The organism is Moheibacter lacus (assembly GCF_014042165.1).
GTDB classification, from domain to species: Bacteria; Bacteroidota; Bacteroidia; order Flavobacteriales; family Weeksellaceae; genus Moheibacter; species Moheibacter lacus.
Map to the genome: position 1 here is coordinate 495,302 of NZ_JACDZE010000001.1, position 19,171 is coordinate 514,472.

At 37.2% G+C, this 19,171-nt stretch carries 16 protein-coding genes; 10 read left to right on the forward strand and 6 right to left on the reverse strand.

Annotation, left to right across the window (positions count from 1 at the left end; genetic code table 11):
• Window positions 1-15 precede the first annotated feature (15 nt).
• Window positions 16-678, forward strand: coding sequence for a hypothetical protein (locus HU137_RS02380; protein WP_182042206.1), 663 nt, complete (start codon window positions 16-18; stop codon window positions 676-678).
• Here the strand turns inward: HU137_RS02380 and HU137_RS02385 are convergent.
• A complete protein-coding gene (locus HU137_RS02385; RefSeq protein WP_182042207.1) occupies window positions 675-1,430 on the reverse strand; it encodes a DUF5995 family protein in 756 nt (251 codons plus the stop codon). The genes HU137_RS02380 and HU137_RS02385 overlap by 4 nt on opposite strands.
• A gap of 120 nt (window positions 1,431-1,550) precedes the next feature.
• On the opposite strand from HU137_RS02385, the gene HU137_RS02390 reads away from it, so the two are divergent.
• From HU137_RS02390 to HU137_RS02400, 3 genes are all read left to right on the forward strand, one after another.
• A complete protein-coding gene (locus HU137_RS02390; protein ID WP_182042208.1) occupies window positions 1,551-2,546 on the forward strand; it encodes an NAD-dependent epimerase/dehydratase family protein in 996 nt (331 codons plus the stop codon).
• Window positions 2,547-2,711: 165 nt separating this feature from the next.
• Window positions 2,712-3,767: a diphosphomevalonate decarboxylase gene (gene mvaD / locus HU137_RS02395; RefSeq protein ID WP_182042209.1), complete on the forward strand. Its 1,056-nt coding sequence runs from the start codon at window positions 2,712-2,714 to the stop codon at window positions 3,765-3,767.
• Window positions 3,768-3,828: 61 nt separating this feature from the next.
• Window positions 3,829-4,779 carry a T9SS type A sorting domain-containing protein gene (locus HU137_RS02400; protein ID WP_182042210.1) on the forward strand — a complete coding sequence of 317 codons (951 nt, stop codon included), beginning with the start codon at window positions 3,829-3,831 and terminating at the stop codon, window positions 4,777-4,779.
• 604 nt (window positions 4,780-5,383) lie between these two features.
• Here HU137_RS02400 and HU137_RS02405 read toward each other — a convergent pair.
• Window positions 5,384-6,325, reverse strand: coding sequence for a YihY/virulence factor BrkB family protein (locus HU137_RS02405; RefSeq protein WP_182042211.1), 942 nt, complete (start codon window positions 6,323-6,325; stop codon window positions 5,384-5,386).
• A 29-nt stretch (window positions 6,326-6,354) separates the two neighbouring features.
• Between HU137_RS02405 and rlmH the strand changes: the two genes are divergently transcribed.
• From rlmH to HU137_RS02430, 5 genes are read left to right on the forward strand one after another with little or no spacing between them, the layout of a single operon-like run.
• Window positions 6,355-6,828, forward strand: a complete 474-nt coding sequence (gene rlmH, locus HU137_RS02410) for a 23S rRNA (pseudouridine(1915)-N(3))-methyltransferase RlmH (protein ID WP_182042212.1) — start codon at window positions 6,355-6,357, stop codon at window positions 6,826-6,828.
• Window positions 6,821-7,666 carry a CPBP family intramembrane glutamic endopeptidase gene (locus tag HU137_RS02415; RefSeq protein WP_182042213.1) on the forward strand — a complete coding sequence of 282 codons (846 nt, stop codon included), beginning with the start codon at window positions 6,821-6,823 and terminating at the stop codon, window positions 7,664-7,666. The genes rlmH and HU137_RS02415 overlap by 8 nt, the downstream gene beginning before the upstream one ends.
• Window positions 7,657-8,229, forward strand: coding sequence for an RdgB/HAM1 family non-canonical purine NTP pyrophosphatase (gene rdgB / locus HU137_RS02420; RefSeq protein WP_182042214.1), 573 nt, complete (start codon window positions 7,657-7,659; stop codon window positions 8,227-8,229). The genes HU137_RS02415 and rdgB overlap by 10 nt, the downstream gene beginning before the upstream one ends.
• Window positions 8,230-8,231: 2 nt before the next feature.
• On the forward strand, window positions 8,232-9,179 hold the full coding sequence (locus tag HU137_RS02425; protein ID WP_182042215.1) for a ribonuclease Z: 948 nt from the start codon (window positions 8,232-8,234) through the stop codon (window positions 9,177-9,179).
• Between the two features lie 25 nt (window positions 9,180-9,204).
• Window positions 9,205-10,983: a DUF4153 domain-containing protein gene (locus HU137_RS02430; RefSeq protein WP_182042216.1), complete on the forward strand. Its 1,779-nt coding sequence runs from the start codon at window positions 9,205-9,207 to the stop codon at window positions 10,981-10,983.
• Here HU137_RS02430 and HU137_RS02435 read toward each other — a convergent pair.
• Genes HU137_RS02435 through HU137_RS02445 form a run of 3 tightly spaced genes read right to left on the reverse strand, consistent with a single transcriptional unit; the run spans window position 10,967 to window position 13,593 of the window.
• A complete protein-coding gene (locus tag HU137_RS02435) occupies window positions 10,967-11,947 on the reverse strand; it encodes an AMP-binding protein (RefSeq protein WP_182042217.1) in 981 nt (326 codons plus the stop codon). The two genes, HU137_RS02430 and HU137_RS02435, sit on opposite strands and share 17 nt — an antisense overlap.
• On the reverse strand, window positions 11,947-12,546 hold the full coding sequence (locus HU137_RS02440; protein WP_182042218.1) for a DUF1684 domain-containing protein: 600 nt from the start codon (window positions 12,544-12,546) through the stop codon (window positions 11,947-11,949). The genes HU137_RS02435 and HU137_RS02440 overlap by 1 nt, the downstream gene beginning before the upstream one ends.
• 9 nt (window positions 12,547-12,555) lie before the next feature.
• Window positions 12,556-13,593, reverse strand: coding sequence for an o-succinylbenzoate synthase (locus HU137_RS02445; protein WP_182042219.1), 1,038 nt, complete (start codon window positions 13,591-13,593; stop codon window positions 12,556-12,558).
• Between the two features lie 103 nt (window positions 13,594-13,696).
• On the opposite strand from HU137_RS02445, the gene HU137_RS02450 reads away from it, so the two are divergent.
• On the forward strand, window positions 13,697-17,785 hold the full coding sequence (locus HU137_RS02450) for a GEVED domain-containing protein (RefSeq protein ID WP_182042220.1): 4,089 nt from the start codon (window positions 13,697-13,699) through the stop codon (window positions 17,783-17,785).
• A gap of 71 nt (window positions 17,786-17,856) precedes the next feature.
• On the opposite strand, the gene tyrS is transcribed toward HU137_RS02450, so the two are convergent.
• Window positions 17,857-19,152, reverse strand: a complete 1,296-nt coding sequence (gene tyrS, locus HU137_RS02455) for a tyrosine--tRNA ligase (protein WP_182042221.1) — start codon at window positions 19,150-19,152, stop codon at window positions 17,857-17,859.
• Window positions 19,153-19,171: the final 19 nt, after the last annotated feature.

Consider the following 19,171-nt stretch of genomic DNA (forward strand, 5'->3'; position numbering starts at 1 on the left):
CCCCGACCCTAAAGGGTGGAAAAATTTTCTCCCATCACCCATCTTCCATCCTCTTCCTTCCATCCAAATTCCTTAATTTTACATTCAAAATCAATAGACGTGCATTTCTTTTTCAATTTCAACGAGGAGATTCCCGAAGAATTTTATTCGGAAGAAAATCACCAGCCTTATGACCAATGTTCCGTTTGTGGAAACGGTTTTGGAGATGGTCATTATTTTATCGAGAAAGCATTTCAAAAAACACACGATCAATCCAATTTTGAAACGACTTTTGAATATGCCATCTGTGAGAATTGTAAAACTGATATGATGAAAAGCATTTCAAAAGAATCGATGCAAAACATTCAAGAGTTTGCGATGGGTCTGGGTGGAATGCCGAAAATGGAAAATGCGAATGAAACAGAAATTGATTTGAATTATTTAATGAATCATTGCATTGCAAGCGGAAAATCAAAAGAAGAATTGAACGAATACCATTTGGTTGGGATATTTAGAAATGGGAAATTGGTGCAATTGCCTATGCTATACGGCGAAAGTTTCATCGAAGAATATTCTGAATTATTATCCGAAGAAACCAAAGGTTTTTTTGATGATTTCTTTAATAATATTACCGTTCTACCACCGACATTGGCCAAAATCCTCGAAGACGAAAAACCTCGGCGACCGGTGTTGATTTAAACATTTTTAATCGCTTGTAAAATCTCAATATTTTTTACAATGTCTTGACTTTCACAACTTCGTAAATCGGAAATGGTTTTGGAAGAAATCAATTTAGGATGTAGAATTTGCGTCGCCACTTTTGCCGTGGCATAATCCACGATATCGATGACCGATTCCCGTAAGAATTTGGGCGTATTGGAATGGATGACCGCCGTAGTCCAGGATGCTTCTCTGGCTCTGGAGATAGCAAAATCAAGGACAGCATTGTCTTTTCCATTGGAAATTTTATCCAAAAGATCAATCGGATAAAAAATTTCATTTAGTTTTTCCTGCACATTTTGATTGATGGAAGCAATGACCGAATTGATTTTCACAAAATCTTTTTTAAGCGGATTGATTTTCCGATAAGGCATCACCGCTGCCGCAGAAATCCCCAAATCCAAATTGATATGCGCATTCATCCCCAAAAATATATGGTGGAGAATCAATAGTTTATCATTTTTAGCTGCTTCAAAAGTCAAGTACCATGAATGCGTACATTTTTTACCTTTTTGGTAAGCGCCCCAAGCATCAATATACCGTAATGCGAAATCCACATCCATACGAACCATCCGCGGATTATCCTCAAATTTTTTCAATTCTATATTTCGCAGGACTTGTGCTGTAGTAGCACGATATGTGCAGGCAAAATAGCCAAGCGGACTTTTATTTTCTTTGCTCCAAAGAATGATTTCATCTAGTTTTATTAGTACTTCTTCGATTGTTTTCATGGAATTTTTTATTGGTTGAGTGTTGAAATTTACTTCTTTTTCAGTTCAAACTTATGTTTGTCCACAAAATTTCTAATTTCTAACATCTTCTTTCTAAAATCTAAACTTTATCTTCGCAAAATGGTTTTTGTAACGGGAGCTACAGGTCTGATCGGAAGTTTTTTATTGCTCGAATTGTCCAAAAAAGGAAAACAAATTCGGGCGATGAAACGCAAAAATTCCGATTTAGAAGCGGTAAAAAATTTGTTTTTGGAATTTTCCGATTTGGAAAGTTTTCAGAAAATTGATTGGGTTGAAAGCGATTTGTTGGACATTCCAGATTTGGAAAAGCATTTCGATGGAGTGGAAACGATTTATCATGCTGCAGCTTCTGTCGGATTTGACGATCGGTCCAGAAAACAAATCCATGAAATCAATGTCAAAGGAACAGAAAATCTGGTCAATCTCGCAATAGCCAAAACAATTCCCAATTTCGTCTATATCAGCTCGATTGCCGTTCTAGATGAAATACCGGGAGAAAAAATCATCACTGAAAAATCAAAATTTGATGCAGAGCGCATTCATTCTGAATATGCCATTTCAAAAAAGAAAGGTGAAATGAATGTTTGGCGTGGATCACAAGAAGGTTTAAAAGTGCTTGTGGTTCATCCTTCCGTGGTCATCGGAAGTCTGGATGGAAATCGCGCAAGTGAAAGATTGTTCCAATTAGCCGGAAAGAAAAAAGCCTTTGCAACTGCAGGTTTGACGGGATATGTGGATGTAAGAGATGTGGCTTTTGCGATGGTGGAATTGGTCGAAAAAAACAAATGGAATGAAGCTTTTATTCTAAACTCGGGTGATGAAAGTTTTTTAAATGTATTCAATCATTTGCGGAAAGCTAAAAATTTAGGCGAAGCCAAATTGGTCTCAAAAGGAAAATTAAAATTGGCCAAATTTTTATCCCAAATCAGCCGGATTTTCGGTGGACCCTACATGAGCCAAGCCAGTTATCATGCTTTGACCGGAAATGTCGTCTACTCCAATGAAAAAATCAAAAAAGAAATCGGGATGGAATTCATTCCCATTGAAGAAGCTTTGGATTTTCATGCCAAACGTTATGAGAAATTCAAATCATAATGGTTCAATCCTACTCATTTCTTAGTGGACTTCGTGATTTCTTTGTGCATCTTTGTGGTAAATATTTATTGAAATCAAATCTGAATAAGAAACCACAATGTTCACTAAGCTCAGATAATTCGGAATTTACAACGAACACCAAGAAATTAAATTTCAAATAGGAAAATGGAAGAATTTATATCTAAAATCAATTCAAATTTTTTAACCGAAAAAGGAAGTGTCTCAGCCAAATGTGCATCCAACATCGCGTTGATCAAATATTGGGGAAAACGCGATGTTCAAATCCCGATGAACCCTTCCATCAGTTTTACGCTGAACAATAGTTATACGGAAACGGTATTAAAATTCAACCCAAAAGAAGACGAAGAAATCGCTTTAAAAGTCTTTTTGGATGGTGCTTTAAAAGAAGATTTCGCTCCAAAAATCATCCAGTTTTTTCAAAGAATTGAAAAATACATTCCTTTTTTAAAAAGATTTGAATTTGAAATCCATACGCACAACACCTTTCCGCACAGCAGCGGAATCGCATCTTCGGCTTCCGGAATGGGCGCTTTATCGCTTTGTTTGGTGGAATTGGAAAATCAATTGGGAGGAAATCTAAAAGAAGATGAAAAACTAAAAAAAGCTTCTTTTTTGGCAAGATTAGGCTCAGGAAGTGCTTGTCGTTCTATTTATCCGGGATTAACGGTTTGGGGAGAAACAGAAAATATAGAAGGAAGTTCAGATTTATATGCGGTTCCTTATCCACATGAAGTACATGAAAATTTCAGGAATTTTCAAGATTGTATTTTGTTAATCGATGAAGGACAAAAGGAAGTCTCCAGTACGGTGGGACATGGATTAATGGAAGGTCATCCTTATGCTGCGCAAAGATTTCAGTCGGCAGAAGAAAATCTGAAAAAGCTGATTCCGATATTGAAAAATGGGGATTTGGAAGCGTTTGGGAAGATCGTGGAGCATGAAGCTTTGAGTTTACATGCGATGATGATGACTTCGCATCCATATTTTATCTTAATGAAGCCCAATACCTTAAAAGTGATTGAAAAAATTTGGGAATTCAGAAAAAACACGAGTCTACCTTTATACTTTACACTAGATGCCGGTGCCAATGTTCATTTATTGTATCCAGAGTTTGCTAAAGAAGAAATAGCGCTTTTTATAATGGAAACGTTAAAATCACAATACAATAGTGGTAAAATGGTGAAAGATTTTTCATTTTAACTTTTTATTTGTCAAATTCTTTCTATATTCGACCATTGAAAAATTAATTAATACAAAAAACATGAAAAAATTATCTATTCTTTTGACTGGATTGATGTTTACAACATCTTTTGCACAGGAATTCGTATCACAAGCAACTGTTGTTCCTGTAGTTAATGCAAACAACGGAACTTCTGAGGTTTTATTGGAACAAGTAGCTTTCGGTACTTCAGGGATTATCTCTGACACGGGTGCATCAGGAGAAATTGTAGCTTCTGCTGACGATATCGATTTGACTTATGATGCTACAAAAATCACAAAGATTTCAGCATTTGGTTTTGACAATGCCATGACTATTTCTACGCAAGGTACAGGAGTTAGTTTCTACATCATCGCAGATGAAGACTGGTATCCAGAAGGATCTGATCCACGTGAGACCAACTTGTATGCATTTGAAATGACAATTGGAGATGCAGGATTTGATTTCATCGACAACGGTGATACTTCTTACCAATTTGATTTAGACTTAAACGTATTGGGAGAAGATGTGGTTTTACCAGCAGGTAAATACTGGATCTCTGTAGTTGCTAACACTACTATCGCTGACATCACTGCAGCAAACAGATGGAACTGGTACCAGAACTTAAGCGCAAACGGAGTTGGTGGTCACTTAACTGACCCTCTAGATTTGTTTGGAGCAGGTGCAACTACTTGGACTGATATTGCAAGTCTTACAGGTTGGACTGAAAGTGACTTATCTATGATCGTTGAAGGAGAAGAAACTACGATGGGAGTTAGTGATGTAAATGCTGCAAGCGTTACCGTTTATCCAAACCCTGCTACAAACTTCGTAAAAGCGACTGTGAAAAACGGAGAAGTTAGCGCTATGACAGTTATGAACATGAACGGACAAGTAGTTGCTTCTGCAAAAGCTGCTTCTGTAAATGTTTCTGCTCTTCCTGCAGGTGTTTATGTAGTAAAAGTACAAGACGCTAAAGGAAATGTAACGACTTCTAAAGTTGTAAAAAAATAATTGAATTTTAAATTCTAATTATATAGAAGCCACTCGGATGAGTGGCTTTTTTTTGTTACTTGAAATAAAATTTCTTCTTCCACATACCCCAACCTGCAGAAGAAATTTTAAAAATAATCTTTATTGGGATTCATTTTTAACCACGACTCCAAAGCCTCGTGATCCTAAGAACTCAGAAGTAACACAAGGCTTTGTACACTTTGTGGTAAAATAGACAAAAAATATAATAGAATTAAATTTAACCACATAGGTACATAGTTTTTTTCTTATTTATCAGTGCCATTAGTTAAAATAGTTTCCACTTTTCGTGGAACATAGAGTGATGAAAATAAATTACGTACCCCTATACCGCCAAAGGCAGATACTATGAAAACTTAATCATCACAAAGATCCTATTCCTATGTGGTTAAAGTTATTATTATCAACCATATATAATTTTTATCGTGTATTAAAATAAAAGCATTTCACTCCGTTTAGGAAATTTCTTCTTCCCCGACCTTTACTTCTATTTCACTCAGTGTAAAAAAGTTGTGCACTTTGTGATAAAAACTTTGTGCGCTTTGTGGTAAAAACACCTTTTAAAATTGAAGAAAAGAATTACAAATCATCCTTTTTTCTCCACCAATTTCCGGGTTTTTGCGTAGTGAATCGCAGCATTAACTTCAAAACCGATCATGATCAAAAGCACATTGATGTAAATAAAAATCATCATGATCATCACCAATCCCACTGATCCATACAACAAATCATAATAATTGAATTTTTTGATGTAAAATTGAAATCCCATTAAGGTCAAGAAAAATAATACCGTCGCCATGATCGCGCCCGGCGCTATGAACCGAAGCCGTTGTTTTACGTTTGTTCCATAATAATACAACATCACCAAAGACGTAAAATAAAACAAAGAAGCCGAAACAAAATTCAAAATATGAATCATCGTCGGAACCTCCAAAAAAGCACCATAATCCTCGATGTACCGCCAAATGAAATTGGTATAATAAGTTACGATCAACTGAACGATGATAAAAAACACAAAAAAGATGGTCAACACCACCGAAATCAATCGATTATGAATTCCCTTTCGGCGTTTTGCGTATCCATAATGCGAAGCATTGAAACCATTGATCATCACCGTGATACCGTTGGAAGAAAGTAAAATGGTCAAGATGATGAATAAAATCCCAATGCTTCTTCCACTTTTACCATCGGCAGTTTGGGAAATGTATCCGATGACTTCATCGGTGATGCGTGGTGGTAAAATCCTTGGGATGAATTCAGAGAAAAGCAATGTTTGGATTTCCTGATAAAGTGGCGCATGTGGCAAAACACTGAACAAGAAAAGCAAAAACGGAAACAAACTAAAAAAGAAAGCCCATGAAACCGCTCCGACACGTAGCGCAAAAATTTGATTGGAAAGCCCTTTCATCAAAAAACCCAACAACATGTACAAAGAAGTTCCGTTCAGAGATTTGAATTTGATGCGTTTGGCAATCTTCACAAAAAGATTATCTGATGATATTTTCTTTATTTTTGAACGAATCGCCATAATTTTACTGCCAAATAGGTTTAAGTCAAATGAACATTCTGTTAATCTGCATAGGAAAGACCGATGAAAAACCCTTGGAGGAGTTGATTTCAAAATACGAAAAACGACTTCCCTCCCACTGGAATTACCAACGCATCGAAATTCCCGACCTCAAAAATCGGAAAAACCTTTCGGAATCACAACAAAAAGAAAAAGAAGCCGAACTAATTCTTGCCAAAATCAACCCAACGGACTTTGTGATTTTATTGGACGAAAAAGGAAAACAGCTGCATTCGACCGTATTTGCAGCATCCATTCAAGAATTGATGAACCTATCTGTGAAACAAATCGTTTTCCTGATCGGCGGCCCTTACGGATTTGCGGACGAAATTTACGCCAGAGCCAACCGCAAACTTTCCCTTTCCCAAATGACCTTTACACACCAAATGGTCAGACTATTTCTCGTGGAACAACTTTACCGTGCATTTGCTATCTTGCAGGGCAAACCTTATCATCATGAATGAAGAATCTGAAGCCCTAAAACCTGAAATCCAAGATAAATCCCGTTTCAAAATTTCCATCGGGAAATCTTTTGCCGTGGCATTTATCATCGTGGTTTGTTTGCAATTGATCGGTTCCGTGGTGAACATTCCGTCATTTAAATGGGAATACCTTTACCACATCACGCTTCCGCTTTCCTTTTTATTTGGTGGAATAGTAGCCATATTTATTTTGCTTCCATTTGTAAAAACCAATTGGAAATCCATCGTGGATCACATTTGGAAACCGGCGAGCATCGGCGTTTTTTTATTGAGCATCCTATTTTATATTTTTACATTGCCATTTGCAGAATTTTTGGCTTCGATGGTTCCAACTTCGGGAATAGATTTTTTAGAAGAATTTTACAATGAAGTCGTCAAAGCATTTGAAATGATGCTCGATTATAAAATCGCCGGATTTATCACGGTTTGCATCCTCGCGCCAATTATCGAAGAAATATTGTTCAGAGGAATTCTTTTGCGCGGCCTTTTACAAAAAGGAATTTCGCCTATTTTGGCCATAATTTTAAGTTCTTTCTTGTTTGGATTGGCGCATTTAAATCCATGGCAATTCATGGGCGCAGGTTTACTTGGTGCGGTATTCGGATTTGTGTATTATAGAACGAAAGCGCTTTGGATCTGTATTTTTTTACATGCTTTGAACAATTCGATTTCGTTTATCATGATGCTAAAATTTGAAACAATGGATGAAAACGTAACAAATCCAAACGACATGATTTCAGTGGTGGTTTGTTTTATCATGGCGGTTTTAATCGGTTTTGGCATCTATAAATTGACAAAAAATAAATTGACATGGAATTGATATTTGCTTCGCACAATGAAAATAAGGTGAAAGAAATCCGATCTGTACTTCCCGATTGGATCCAACTCAAATCACTGAACGACATCGGTTTTCATGAAGAAATAGCAGAAACTGGCACAACCCTGGAGGAAAACGCCCAAATCAAAGCCGAAACGATTTATAAACTGACCGGAAAAAATGTGTTTGCGGACGATTCGGGGTTATTTGTAGAAGCTTTGAACGGCGCGCCAGGGGTTTATTCGGCGCGGTACGCAGGGACAGGAAATTCACTGGACAATATCCATAAATTATTGAAGAATTTAGAAGCGGAAGAAAACCGGAATGCTTCATTCCAAGCGGTTTTCTGCACAATAATTGAAGGAGAAATTTCGTTTTTAAAAGGAGAAGTTTTGGGCGAAATCATCCAAGAACTTAAAGGAAGCGAAGGTTTTGGTTATGATCCGGTATTTGTTCCGAAAGGATTTGAGAAAACCTTTGCAGAAATGAGTTCGACTGATAAAAATCAAATCAGCCACCGTGCCAAAGCAGTACAGAAATTGATTAACTTTATTGAAAATTTATAGGCTTGTCTTTGAAACTGACCATACTTGGATTTAATTCTGCTATTCCTAAAAAAAGATCAGCGCCTACAGCGCAATTATTGGAAATCGCCAATCGTCATTTTCTGATCGATTGTGGAGAAGGAACTCAAGTTCAGCTTCGCAAAGCAAAAGCCAAATTCTCCAAAATCAACCATATATTTATTTCGCATCTCCATGGAGATCATGTGTTTGGGTTGATAGGACTCATCAGCACATTACAATTGCTCGGAAAAGAGACACCACTCTATATTTTTGGACCAAAAGGAATTCAAGATTTCATCCTCAACCAATTGAAACATACGCAAGCGCGATGTACGTTTGACATCGTTTTTGAAGAATTGGAAAATAAAAAAACGGAGAAAATATTTGAAGACGATAAAGTTGAAGTACACACCATTCCGCTGAATCACCGTATTTATACGAACGGCTATCTTTTCAAAGAAAAACCAAAAAAGCGAAAATTAAACATTGATGCGGTCAAAAATCATCCTGAAATTCAGGTTTGTGATTATGAAAACTTGAAATGTGGGAAAGATTTTCAATCCGAAAACGGAACGACTATTTCCAATGCCGAATTGACGCTTGAACCGGAGAAATCCTTTAGTTATGCGTTTTGTTCTGACACGCGATTCAAACCGGATATCGTTCCTATCATAAAAAACGTGGACATTTTGTACCACGAAGCGACTTTTTTAAGTGATTTACAAGAAATGGCAGACTATACCGGTCATTCAACCGCAAAAGAAGCAGCCATGATCGCAAAAGAAGCCAATGCCGGAAAATTGATTTTGGGTCATTTTTCAAACCGATACAAAGATCTGAATGTGATGCTGGATGAAGCCAAACCGATTTTTGAAAACACAATACTTCCTACGCAATTGGGCGTATATGAACCGGAAATCCATGCCATAAAAATGGACATTAAAACTTAGATTTTTCAATTTAAATCTCTCTCTTATGAATACAAAAGTCCAAGAAATCACGCAAAAAATTCAATCGATGATTTTGCGCTATCCTTTGGTTTTATTGATTTCGCTGGTGATGGCTGTTTCAGCCATTATTTGTATAGAATTAAATTATAAAAACCAATATCCGTGGGTGAAAATCATCATCGTTTCAGGGCTTGGAATCTCATTATTGTTTGCGTTAAAAATGCTATCGCAAAGGATGAAAAAGGGAATTTGGGTGGAACTTTTGGGTATTGTATTTCTGGTAGGCTATTATTTCCTTTTGCCCAAAAAAGAAGATGATTTCACAGAAGTTTTTGCTTATTTGTTGATCCCGACATTCATTCTCTCGCATTTATTGGTTGCATTTGTTGCTTTTATAAAAAAGGAAAATTCAGAAAATCATTTCTGGCAATTCAACAAAAGTTTGTTTGTGAATTTCTTTCTCACACTGGTTTTCACAGGTGTTTTGACCAGTGGAGTTGAATTGGCATTTTTGGCAGTGGAGAATTTGTTCAATTTGGATTTCAAGGAAGAAATCTATGGTCAGATTGCAGTTTTTCTTTTGATTTTTGGAAGCACGGTCATTTTTTTGTTGTTCAATGAATCTGGGCTTGAATTCTTGGAAAAAGAAGGAAATTATCCGGTGGTTTTAAAATTCTTTACCCAATATGTTTTGATCCCGCTTTTGAGTATTTATGTGGTCATTTTGTATTTCTATTCGGGAAAGATTTTGATCAATTGGGAATTGCCGCGAGGTTGGGTTTCTTATTTGATTTTGGCTTATTCGATCGTGGGAATTCTCGCACTTTTATTGGTTCATCCTTTAAAAGAAGAAAAAGCAAAATCTTGGGTAAAAATTTTCAGTAAAGTATTTTATTTCACATTGATCCCGTTAGTTGTATTGCTTTTTGTAGCGATTTTCACCAGAGTGCTTGAATATGGTTATACAGAACCGCGGTATTTCGTTTTGCTTTTGGCGATTTGGTTGATGTCAGTGGTGCTCTATTTCATCTTCAAAAAAAATCCGACGATCAAATTCATTCCGATTTCATTGTTTTCATTTGGTCTATTTGCCTTGGTTTTTCCTTATTTCAACAGTTTTTCAGTTGCCAAAAGAAGTCAGAAAAATGAATTGGAAAAAATCCTGAATGAAAATAATTTATTGGTCGACGGAAAAATCGATTTCACCAAAGAAGTTGCAGATACGATCGTCAGTGAAATTGACAATAAATTTGATTTTCTAAGCGAGCGTTTTCAAAATGAATATTTGTTCCAATTTCTGGACAAACAAACCAAAAAAGATTTTGAAGACAGAAAATATTGGAGCTTTTACAGCAAATTCATCCACACAAAAATAACGCCTCAATCTCGCCCTGACGATTATTACAACGTGAATTTAGAAGCAAGCGGAACGGTGGATCAGATTGGAGAATATCAATTCATGGTGATGAATCAAGATGTGAATTTTGGGAAGTTTAAATTGCAAAACGATAGTGTATTTTTAAATTTTTACCAAGAAAAAAAAGACAAACGGTATATTTTAAAGTTGAATGGAAAGGATTCGGTTGATTTGTTGCCCGAAATCGACAAATTGTTTCAAAAATTCAAACCCAGCAATTCGGACGGAAATCTTCATGAGAAACTGGATCCACTTTTCATCGAAAAAGATTTAGGAAAATACCATTTTAGGATATATTTCAAAAATCTCAACAAATCCAAATATGGCAATGAAACACCAACGTATTGGTTTGAAAATCAAGTAATTTTGGTCAAAGAAAATCCTTGACTTTTTCACGGATAATTTTCCCGCTTTCGGTTCGGGGAAAGGATTTTACGAAATAAATTTCTTTTGGGATTTCGTATCTCTCGAGGTTCGTATCACGAAGTTCGAAATTAGCAAAATCAATTCCTTCTATGATTAGGATTAATTTTTCACCTAATTGATCGTCAGCAATCGAGGTGATGATGAATTCTTCCGAAAGAAAGGGTTTTAATTTTTTCTCGATTTGTTCCGGAAACAATTTGATCCCACCGGAATTGATCACGTTATCCAATCTTCCAAGCCATTTGAATTGATTTTTATTGTTCAATTCTACGATATCATTTGTGATAATTTCTTCTTCGAAATAAGGTGTTTGAATCACCAAACAGTCCCGATCATCATTTCGTACTGTTACACCATTTAAGGTTGTGAAAAATTCATCTGAAATCTCTTTCAAAGCAATGTGTGTAATGGTTTCAGTCATGCCATAGGATTCGAAACATTTTGTGGGAAGTTTCAAAAGTTTGGTTCGTAAACCATCTGAAAGCGGTGCGCCACCGATCAATAAAGTTTTGATTTGGGGAAGGAATTCGAAGGAATTTTCCACTTGCATCGGTGTCATCGGAACGAAATCTATTTTTCTGTCTAATTCAATTTTGGATTTGGGTTCAACGACAAATAATTTCAATTTCAATTCTATGGCGCGCACCAACATCATTTTTCCGGCGATGAAATTGACCGGAAGACACAACAAAGCAGAATCGCCCACTTTCAAACCAAAAAATTCTCCGGTCATTTTTGCGCTCGTTTTCATAGCGGATTTGGGCAATTGGATTTCTTTGGGCACTCCTGTAGAGCCGGAGGTTCTGGATAGAATAAAATCCGAATTTGAATTCCATTCATCCCAAAATTCTATGATTTCATTTTGCCATGGAATTTCCGGGATGAGCCTGTCAAATATTTGAGTTGAAAAATCTAAAACCTTCATTATAAATAGCTTACACCGGATTTGATTTCTGTTTCCAAATAGTTGTTGGCAGGTGGAATCGGACAATTATAATGTTTGCTATAAGCGCAATAAGGATTATATGCTTTGTTGAAATCCAAAGTGAATTGGCCATTTTGAATATCGGAAATTTCTAAATCGATATAGCGACCACCACCATAAGTTGTATCTCCGTTCGTTTCATCCATAAAAGGAATAAACAATGAATTTTCATATCCTTCAATGGGTGGATCTGACTGGTAAATGGTCAATTCCAACTTTTTTCCGTTCAATTTGAATTTAGCCAAACCATATTCTTTATAATATTTGATTTTTTTGGCTGAAGTTGGAAAAGGAATTGTTTTTCCGTTTTCTATGGGACTAAAATCTGCCTGCAATTGATATTTCTTTTGAATTGGAAAAAAAGTTATGCCTTTAAAATCTGCCTTTTCTTCTTCTTTTAAAGGTGTCGTTTCCGGATTCTTCCATTCTTCCGATAATTTGGTTTGGAATGCTACTATTGCATCCAAATTTTGTTTGGCACAAGAAAAGAGAAACAAAAAGGAAACAAAAATTCCTATATAATTAATATTACGTGTCATGGCTCAAATTTAGACAAAAAAGAGTTGGGCTTTCTGAACTTTTAACCTCGAATAAAAATTATTTTCAAATAGACTACCGGTTCCAAGTCCTTGTGGCATGGGATTTCCGAGCGTAAAGGTCCATTGGGCAATCGCATTTAGCCCAATGTTGCTCTCCAAAGCTGAAGTAATCCACCAACCTGAACTTTGATTTTTTGCGAGATCGATCCATTCTTGACTGCCTTTCCATCCGCCGACCAAACTGGGTTTTAAAATGATGAATTGAGGATTTAGGGTTTCCAAGAGTTTCTTTTTTTGTTCCAAATCCACAACACCGATGAGTTCTTCATCAAGTGCAATCGGAGTTGGTGTAATTGCACATAATTCAGCCATCTCTTGGATTTGTCCGGCTTTGATGGGTTGCTCGATAGAGTGAATGTTTAATTCGGCCAATTGATCTAAAACCTTTTTTGCTTTTATAAAATCAAATCCGCCGTTAGCATCGACTCTGATTTCCAGATCATCGGGATTGAATTCTTTTCGTAATTTTTGGAGAATCTTGATTTCTTCTTCCCAGTTCACTCCGATTTTCAATTTTAAGCAGCGGAAATTTTGGTTTAATTTTTCAGAGATTTGATTTTTCATAAAATCGACATCACCCATCCAAATCAGTCCATTTATGGGAATCCCGGTTTTGCCCGCTGTAAAATCTGAGGGAAATAGAATGGGATTGAATTCGTCTTTTGGTTTTCGACCACTGTAAATTTCCTTTGCTTGAATAATTTGTTCCAAACCAAATTGAATAGAAGGAAACTCTCTTAACTCATCCCACCAATTTTCATTTTCAAAATCAAAATGGTCACAAATGGATTGAAGTTTCTTTTCAAATTGAGGATGATCTTCAAAACTCAATCCACGAAAAAGACCAATTTCTCCGAAAAATTCGGTTTCTTTTTCATCTTTCATTTCCAATCTGAGCAGAAATGTCTCCTTTTCCTTTAGGATTCCACGTGAGGTACCACCGGGAATTTTAAATTTTAATCTATAAGATTGATAGGATAAATTCATAAGTTAAGTAAATAAATATTGTCATTTGCGAAATTATTTTAAAATTCTGTTAATGTTTCAAAACAAATTTATAAATTAGTCGTATTAATTAACAATAAACATCATGAGGAAAATTTTATTATCGACTTTCCTGATCTGTATGTTCTTTACCGGCTACAGTCAGGTGGTTACTTCTGGTGCAAACCAAAGTGACATCAATGACCTGCTGAACAGAGTTCAGCAAAACGATTTCAGAAATGTGAATGAAGTCTTTACTTCATCGGAAATCGCACAACTTAAGGCCTATTACCAATTTGAGAATTCCATGAAGGTAAATCTTGGAACCCCTATTTTTGGAAGTGACGCAATAGGTGATGTAGTTGCATATGGATTTGAGGCTTTTTTAGCACCGGGATTTTCAAGTTTTGATATCGAAGCTGCTACAAGTGTTACAACTATTAGCGCAGGGATTGGATCCGAGTTCGCAGGTGTCGTAAGTTTGGACAACCCTGACTTGGCATATTCTTTAACAAATACCGGAAGCCTTTACAGTGTGGACGTTCCTACGGGGGCTTATACCTTGTTAGGTTCTTTAGGGATTAGTGATATGAGTGGAATGGCGTTTAATCCAGTAAACGGGCAACTTTATGCTATCTCTCCAACAGCCTTATACTCTATTAATACTTCCGTTCCAAGTGCAACCTTAATTGGAAATCTCGGCACTTCTCAAAGTCTTGCCATTGCCCTTGCCATAGACGGTTCGGGAACGGCTTATACATATGATATTGGGGATGATTTACTTTATTCTATCAATCTTACTACAGGTGCAGCAACATCCATCGGATCGATAGGGTTCGATGGTAATTATGCACAGGGTATGGATTACGATCCGTTTACCGATACTGTTTATATGGCAGCTTTTAATGTAACTACTTTTATGGCTGAACTTAGATCTGTAAATACAACTACAGGGATGACTACTCTTGTTAGCAACATTGCAGGGTCTACAGCTGAATTTACTTGGGTTTCATTTGTGAGCGAAGAAGAGGCTGAGTATTGTATCCCGGAAGCAACTAATTCCAGCAGGTATATCAATAATTTTACAGCTACAGGTAATGATAACAGCATTAGCAATCTAGCTTCCGGATTCTCTACTGGAGGATACGGTGACTTCACTGCTACCCATACTGTTTCACAAGCTCCGGAAGGTTCAGTTGACTTTACTGCTGACATAATGGGAGGTACAGCCGGATTCAGAATCTGGGTTGACTGGAATCAAGACGGTTCATTTGACACTACAGAAGAAGTAGCTTATAATTCAACCGGGTATCTGACTCATCATGAAGGATCGTTTATCGTTCCTACAGATGCGACAGAAGGAACAACTCGTATGAGAGTCGTAAGCCATTGGTTAAGCACAACTGGAAATGTGGATCCATGTGCTACAGGCTTTACTTATGGAGAATTTGAAGATTATGCTTTTACCGTTGAAGGCGGCGGAGGCGGAGATTGTGAATGGACTGTAACCGTATCGGATACAGGATTTGGTGATGAAGTAAGCTGGGAACTAAGAGATGCTGACAGCAATGTTTTATTGTCAGGAGGTCCTTATGGTTCCGGTTATACAGATACACAAACCGTAATGAGTGCAGGTCCTGTAGAGTTTTATATTGAAACAATGGGAACATTTAATGACAATTCACCTGTATTTACAATTGAAAATGAAAACGGTGTGATCTTGTCAGGCGGAATTGAAGGTGGATTAGAAGCAACGTATTCTGATTTGAATTGTAGTGACATTCCTCCTCCGGCACCTGAAAATGACGACTGTGGAGATATTACTCCGACTGAATTAACCAATGGCGTTTCTGTTACCTTTAACGGTACTACAGAAGGCGGTACCGCCAGTGCCGAAGAAATGTCTGTTTTAGGTAATGCTGCTGTTTGGGAAGCTGTAACGCTAACCGGGGATTGTAATGATTTGACAATTGACTATTGTGGTACTCCGGCCGGAAACATGGATGGAAACTTCTTTATCGTTTATACAATGGATTGCCCTGTGACTTCTTTCACGATAGGAAATTATGACTTTACAACTTGTGGAGATGGAAACGGAACTTTACGTTTCACAGGACTTCCGGCAGGAACTTATTATCTACCGGTAATCGTTGACCCGTCAAATAACAATTTAGGAGATTATGTAATGAATGTAATTTCTGAAGATTGTTTTGTCCCTGAACCACCGGATTACCCATGTTACCAAGGTGATGGTTTAGCAAGTAACGGTTTTGAGAACGGTTATAACGTAACTGCAGGTGGTACTTTCCGTAATGCTGATGATTTTGTGGTAGATGATTCATTTAACCTACAATACATCAGAATGAACTTGTTCATGAGTCCTGGAGCTACAGCTAGTTCTGCAACATTTAACATACGTGCAGATGAGTCAGGAGCACCAAGTGAATCTACAATTGAAGAAACCATTACTGCTACACCTACCAGTCAAGTTGTTATAGGAAATAATTTTGGATTTAATATTTCACAGGTAGAATTTGTACTGGATACGCCAGTTGATTTGTCCGCAGGAACTTACTGGCTACAACCAGAAGTAACAGCTTCAAATGCAGGAGCTGTGTACTGGGAAGTAACCTCTACAGGTTCATTGGGTGAATATGTCCATTCAAGCGAAGCAGGAGGTCCATGGACATCTGACCCGGAAACTATGCAAGCGGTATTCTTTGTTGCAGGAACTTGTGATGTAATGGCTGACGGATGTTTTGTCACCGGCACAATTGACCAATGGCCTTCATCAACCTTTGTTCCTTCTTGTAGTGGAGTTGTTGAAGTAATCACAACCGCTGGCTGGGCTGGAGAATACTCCAAAGTTCAAGTAACTGCCGGAACTGAGTATATTTTCTCAAGCTCCGTTGCTACTGACTTCATTACTATTGCAGATGAGGATGAAGATATTGCTTTTGCTACTGGAACAGGTTCTGTAACTTGGACTTCCCCTGTAGATCAAGTAATCAGATTCTATACGCATTTAAATGAAGATTGTGAAATCGAAGAAGTTTCAAGATCAAGAGCGGTTCAATGTGGCGACATCCAACCTCCACCTGCCAATGATGATTGTGCTGACGCAATTGCCCTTGCTTGTGGCGAAAGTGACTCTGGATCTACAGTTGGCGCTACCGACTCGGGAGGAAATACCGCAGGTGATGTTTTCTATAGCTTCACAGGAACTGGCTCATCTGAATTGGTAACGGTCTCTTTATGTGGCTCTTCTTTTGACACCTATTTAAGAGTATATACAGATTGTACTTTAGCGACAGAGGTTGCTGTTAATGATGATTCTTGTGATCTTCAATCCGAATTGACATTCACTTCTGATGGAACTTCAACCTACTACATCATGGTAGAAGGATTTTCAGCAAATGTAGGAGATTATGTAATTGAAGTTAATTGTACTCCTCCACCGTCTGACTGTGAAGATTTCGAAGTACTATCAAATGCTTTAGAAAACGGTTTGTTCTTCGGTGGTGACACAGCTCAACATATCGCTACAGATATTCAAGTTGCAGATACAGGATTTACTGTATATGGAATGGAACCAACTTTAATTGGTGAAGCAACTACAATTTCATTTATTTTCTATGCAGATAATGGTGGATTGCCAGGAGCTGAAATAGGAACTGCTGAAGGTAGCATTGAAGGATCTGTAATAACTGGATCTAATTTTGGATTTGATTTCATTAAATATACAGTAGCATTTGACACGCCATTTGAAATGGAAGCCAACACTACGTATTGGATAGAAATTTTATCTGACGCTGTTGCTTGGGAAACTACCTCTGCTTCTATATTAGGGTATGGAGATGTCTTCTACAACACCAATGTAGGTGAAGGAGTATGGACTTCAACAGGAGGAGATGAGTTCGTATTTAACCTAATTTGTGAAGAACTAGGTGTTGGAGACATGAATTCTTTCGATTTCTCTTATTATCCAAACCCAGTGAAAGATGTTTTGAACATCACTTCTAAAAATTCAGTAGAAAACATTGCTGTATTTAACTTAGCAGGTCAGAAAGTATTGACTGATGTTCAAGTTACAAACGGTCAAGTTAATGTTTCTGCATTACCTTCTGGAGTGTATGTATTTAAAGCAACTTTACAAGGTGGTCAAATTGAAACCTTTAAAATTGTTAAAAAATAACAATTAAATTGAATGGATAAAAAAATCCCTCCTGGTTTTCAGGAGGGATTTTTTATTTAACAAATGAAAAACTATTCCGCAATGATGATGAAATAATTTTTCTTCCCTTTTTGTAATAAAATATATTGATCAGAAATTAAATCTGAAAGTTTCAATTGATACTCCTCGCCTACTTTTTCTTTATTGACCGAAATCGCATTGGCTTTCAAATCTCTTCTTGCTTCACTTTTTGAACTTAAAAATCCGGTTTGATCTGTCAAAACCTCAACGATGTTGACGCCATTCTCCAAATCTGATTTTGAAACCTTAGCTTGTGGAACTCCTTCAAAGACCGATAAAAAAGTGGCTGCATTTAAGGTTTTCAAATCCTCAGCCGTTGATTTCCCAAATAAAACCTCTGATGCTTTGATCGCATTTTCCAGCTCTTCTTTTCCATGGACCAATGTGGTGATTTCTTCCGCCAATCTCTTTTGAAGCTGACGCAAATGAGGTTCCATTCTATGTTTCTCAACCAATTCTTCAATTTCTTCCTTGGTCAAAAATGTATAAATTTTGATGTATTTTTCAGAATCCTCATCGGATTGATTCAACCAAAATTGGTAAAATTTATAAGGCGAAGTCCGGTTTTTATCCAACCAAACATTTTCTCCTCCTTCACTTTTCCCAAATTTCGTTCCGTCAGATTTTGTCGTCAAAGGACAAGTAAAAGCAAATCCTTCTCCTTGTGCAATTCTTCTAATCAATTCCGTTCCCGTCGTGATATTTCCCCATTGGTCTGAACCACCAAATTGCAATTTAGCACCATGGTTTTTGTACAAATGAAGAAAATCATATCCTTGGATCAATTGGTAAGTAAATTCCGTAAAAGACATCCCAACCGCTGACTCCGAATTCAATCTGTTTTTTACCGAATCTTTGGCCATCATGTAGTTCACCGTGATGTGCTTCCCTACATTTCTAGCAAAATCGATGAATGAAAAATCTTTCATCCAATCGTAATTGTTCACCATCAGTGCGGCATTGGGTATAGATTCATCAAAATCGAGAAAACGTTCCAATTGGGAATGAATTCCTTTGATGAATTTGTCCAAAGTTTCTTCATCCAACAAATTTCTTTCTGCTGCTTTTCCGGTTGGATCACCGATCATCCCCGTTGCACCGCCCACCAAAGCAATCGGTTTATGACCATGTCGCTGCATGTGCATAAGCAAAACAATCGGCACCAAACTACCCACGTGAAGCGAATCTGCAGTAGGATCAAAGCCACAATAACCGGTGGTCATCTCCTTTTCCAGTTGCTCCTCCGTTCCCGGCATGATGTTGTGAATAAGACCTCTCCACTGTAATTCTGAAATTAATCCGCTCATTTTTAAAAATTTTGTGCAA

Coding starts and splice junctions, on each gene's coding strand:
- HU137_RS02400 (WP_182042210.1), top strand. CDS start 3,829: ATGAAAAAATTATCTATTCTTTTGACTGGATTGATGTTTACAACATCT.
- HU137_RS02385 (WP_182042207.1), bottom strand. CDS start 1,430: ATGAAAACAATCGAAGAAGTACTAATAAAACTAGATGAAATCATTCTT.
- HU137_RS02450 (WP_182042220.1), top strand. CDS start 13,697: ATGAGGAAAATTTTATTATCGACTTTCCTGATCTGTATGTTCTTTACC.
- tyrS (WP_182042221.1), bottom strand. CDS start 19,152: ATGAGCGGATTAATTTCAGAATTACAGTGGAGAGGTCTTATTCACAAC.
- HU137_RS02430 (WP_182042216.1), top strand. CDS start 9,205: ATGAATACAAAAGTCCAAGAAATCACGCAAAAAATTCAATCGATGATT.
- HU137_RS02405 (WP_182042211.1), bottom strand. CDS start 6,325: ATGGCGATTCGTTCAAAAATAAAGAAAATATCATCAGATAATCTTTTT.
- rdgB (WP_182042214.1), top strand. CDS start 7,657: ATGGAATTGATATTTGCTTCGCACAATGAAAATAAGGTGAAAGAAATC.
- HU137_RS02390 (WP_182042208.1), top strand. CDS start 1,551: ATGGTTTTTGTAACGGGAGCTACAGGTCTGATCGGAAGTTTTTTATTG.
- HU137_RS02440 (WP_182042218.1), bottom strand. CDS start 12,546: ATGACACGTAATATTAATTATATAGGAATTTTTGTTTCCTTTTTGTTT.
- mvaD (WP_182042209.1), top strand. CDS start 2,712: ATGGAAGAATTTATATCTAAAATCAATTCAAATTTTTTAACCGAAAAA.
- HU137_RS02445 (WP_182042219.1), bottom strand. CDS start 13,593: ATGAATTTATCCTATCAATCTTATAGATTAAAATTTAAAATTCCCGGT.
- rlmH (WP_182042212.1), top strand. CDS start 6,355: ATGAACATTCTGTTAATCTGCATAGGAAAGACCGATGAAAAACCCTTG.
- HU137_RS02415 (WP_182042213.1), top strand. CDS start 6,821: ATGAATGAAGAATCTGAAGCCCTAAAACCTGAAATCCAAGATAAATCC.
- HU137_RS02435 (WP_182042217.1), bottom strand. CDS start 11,947: ATGAAGGTTTTAGATTTTTCAACTCAAATATTTGACAGGCTCATCCCG.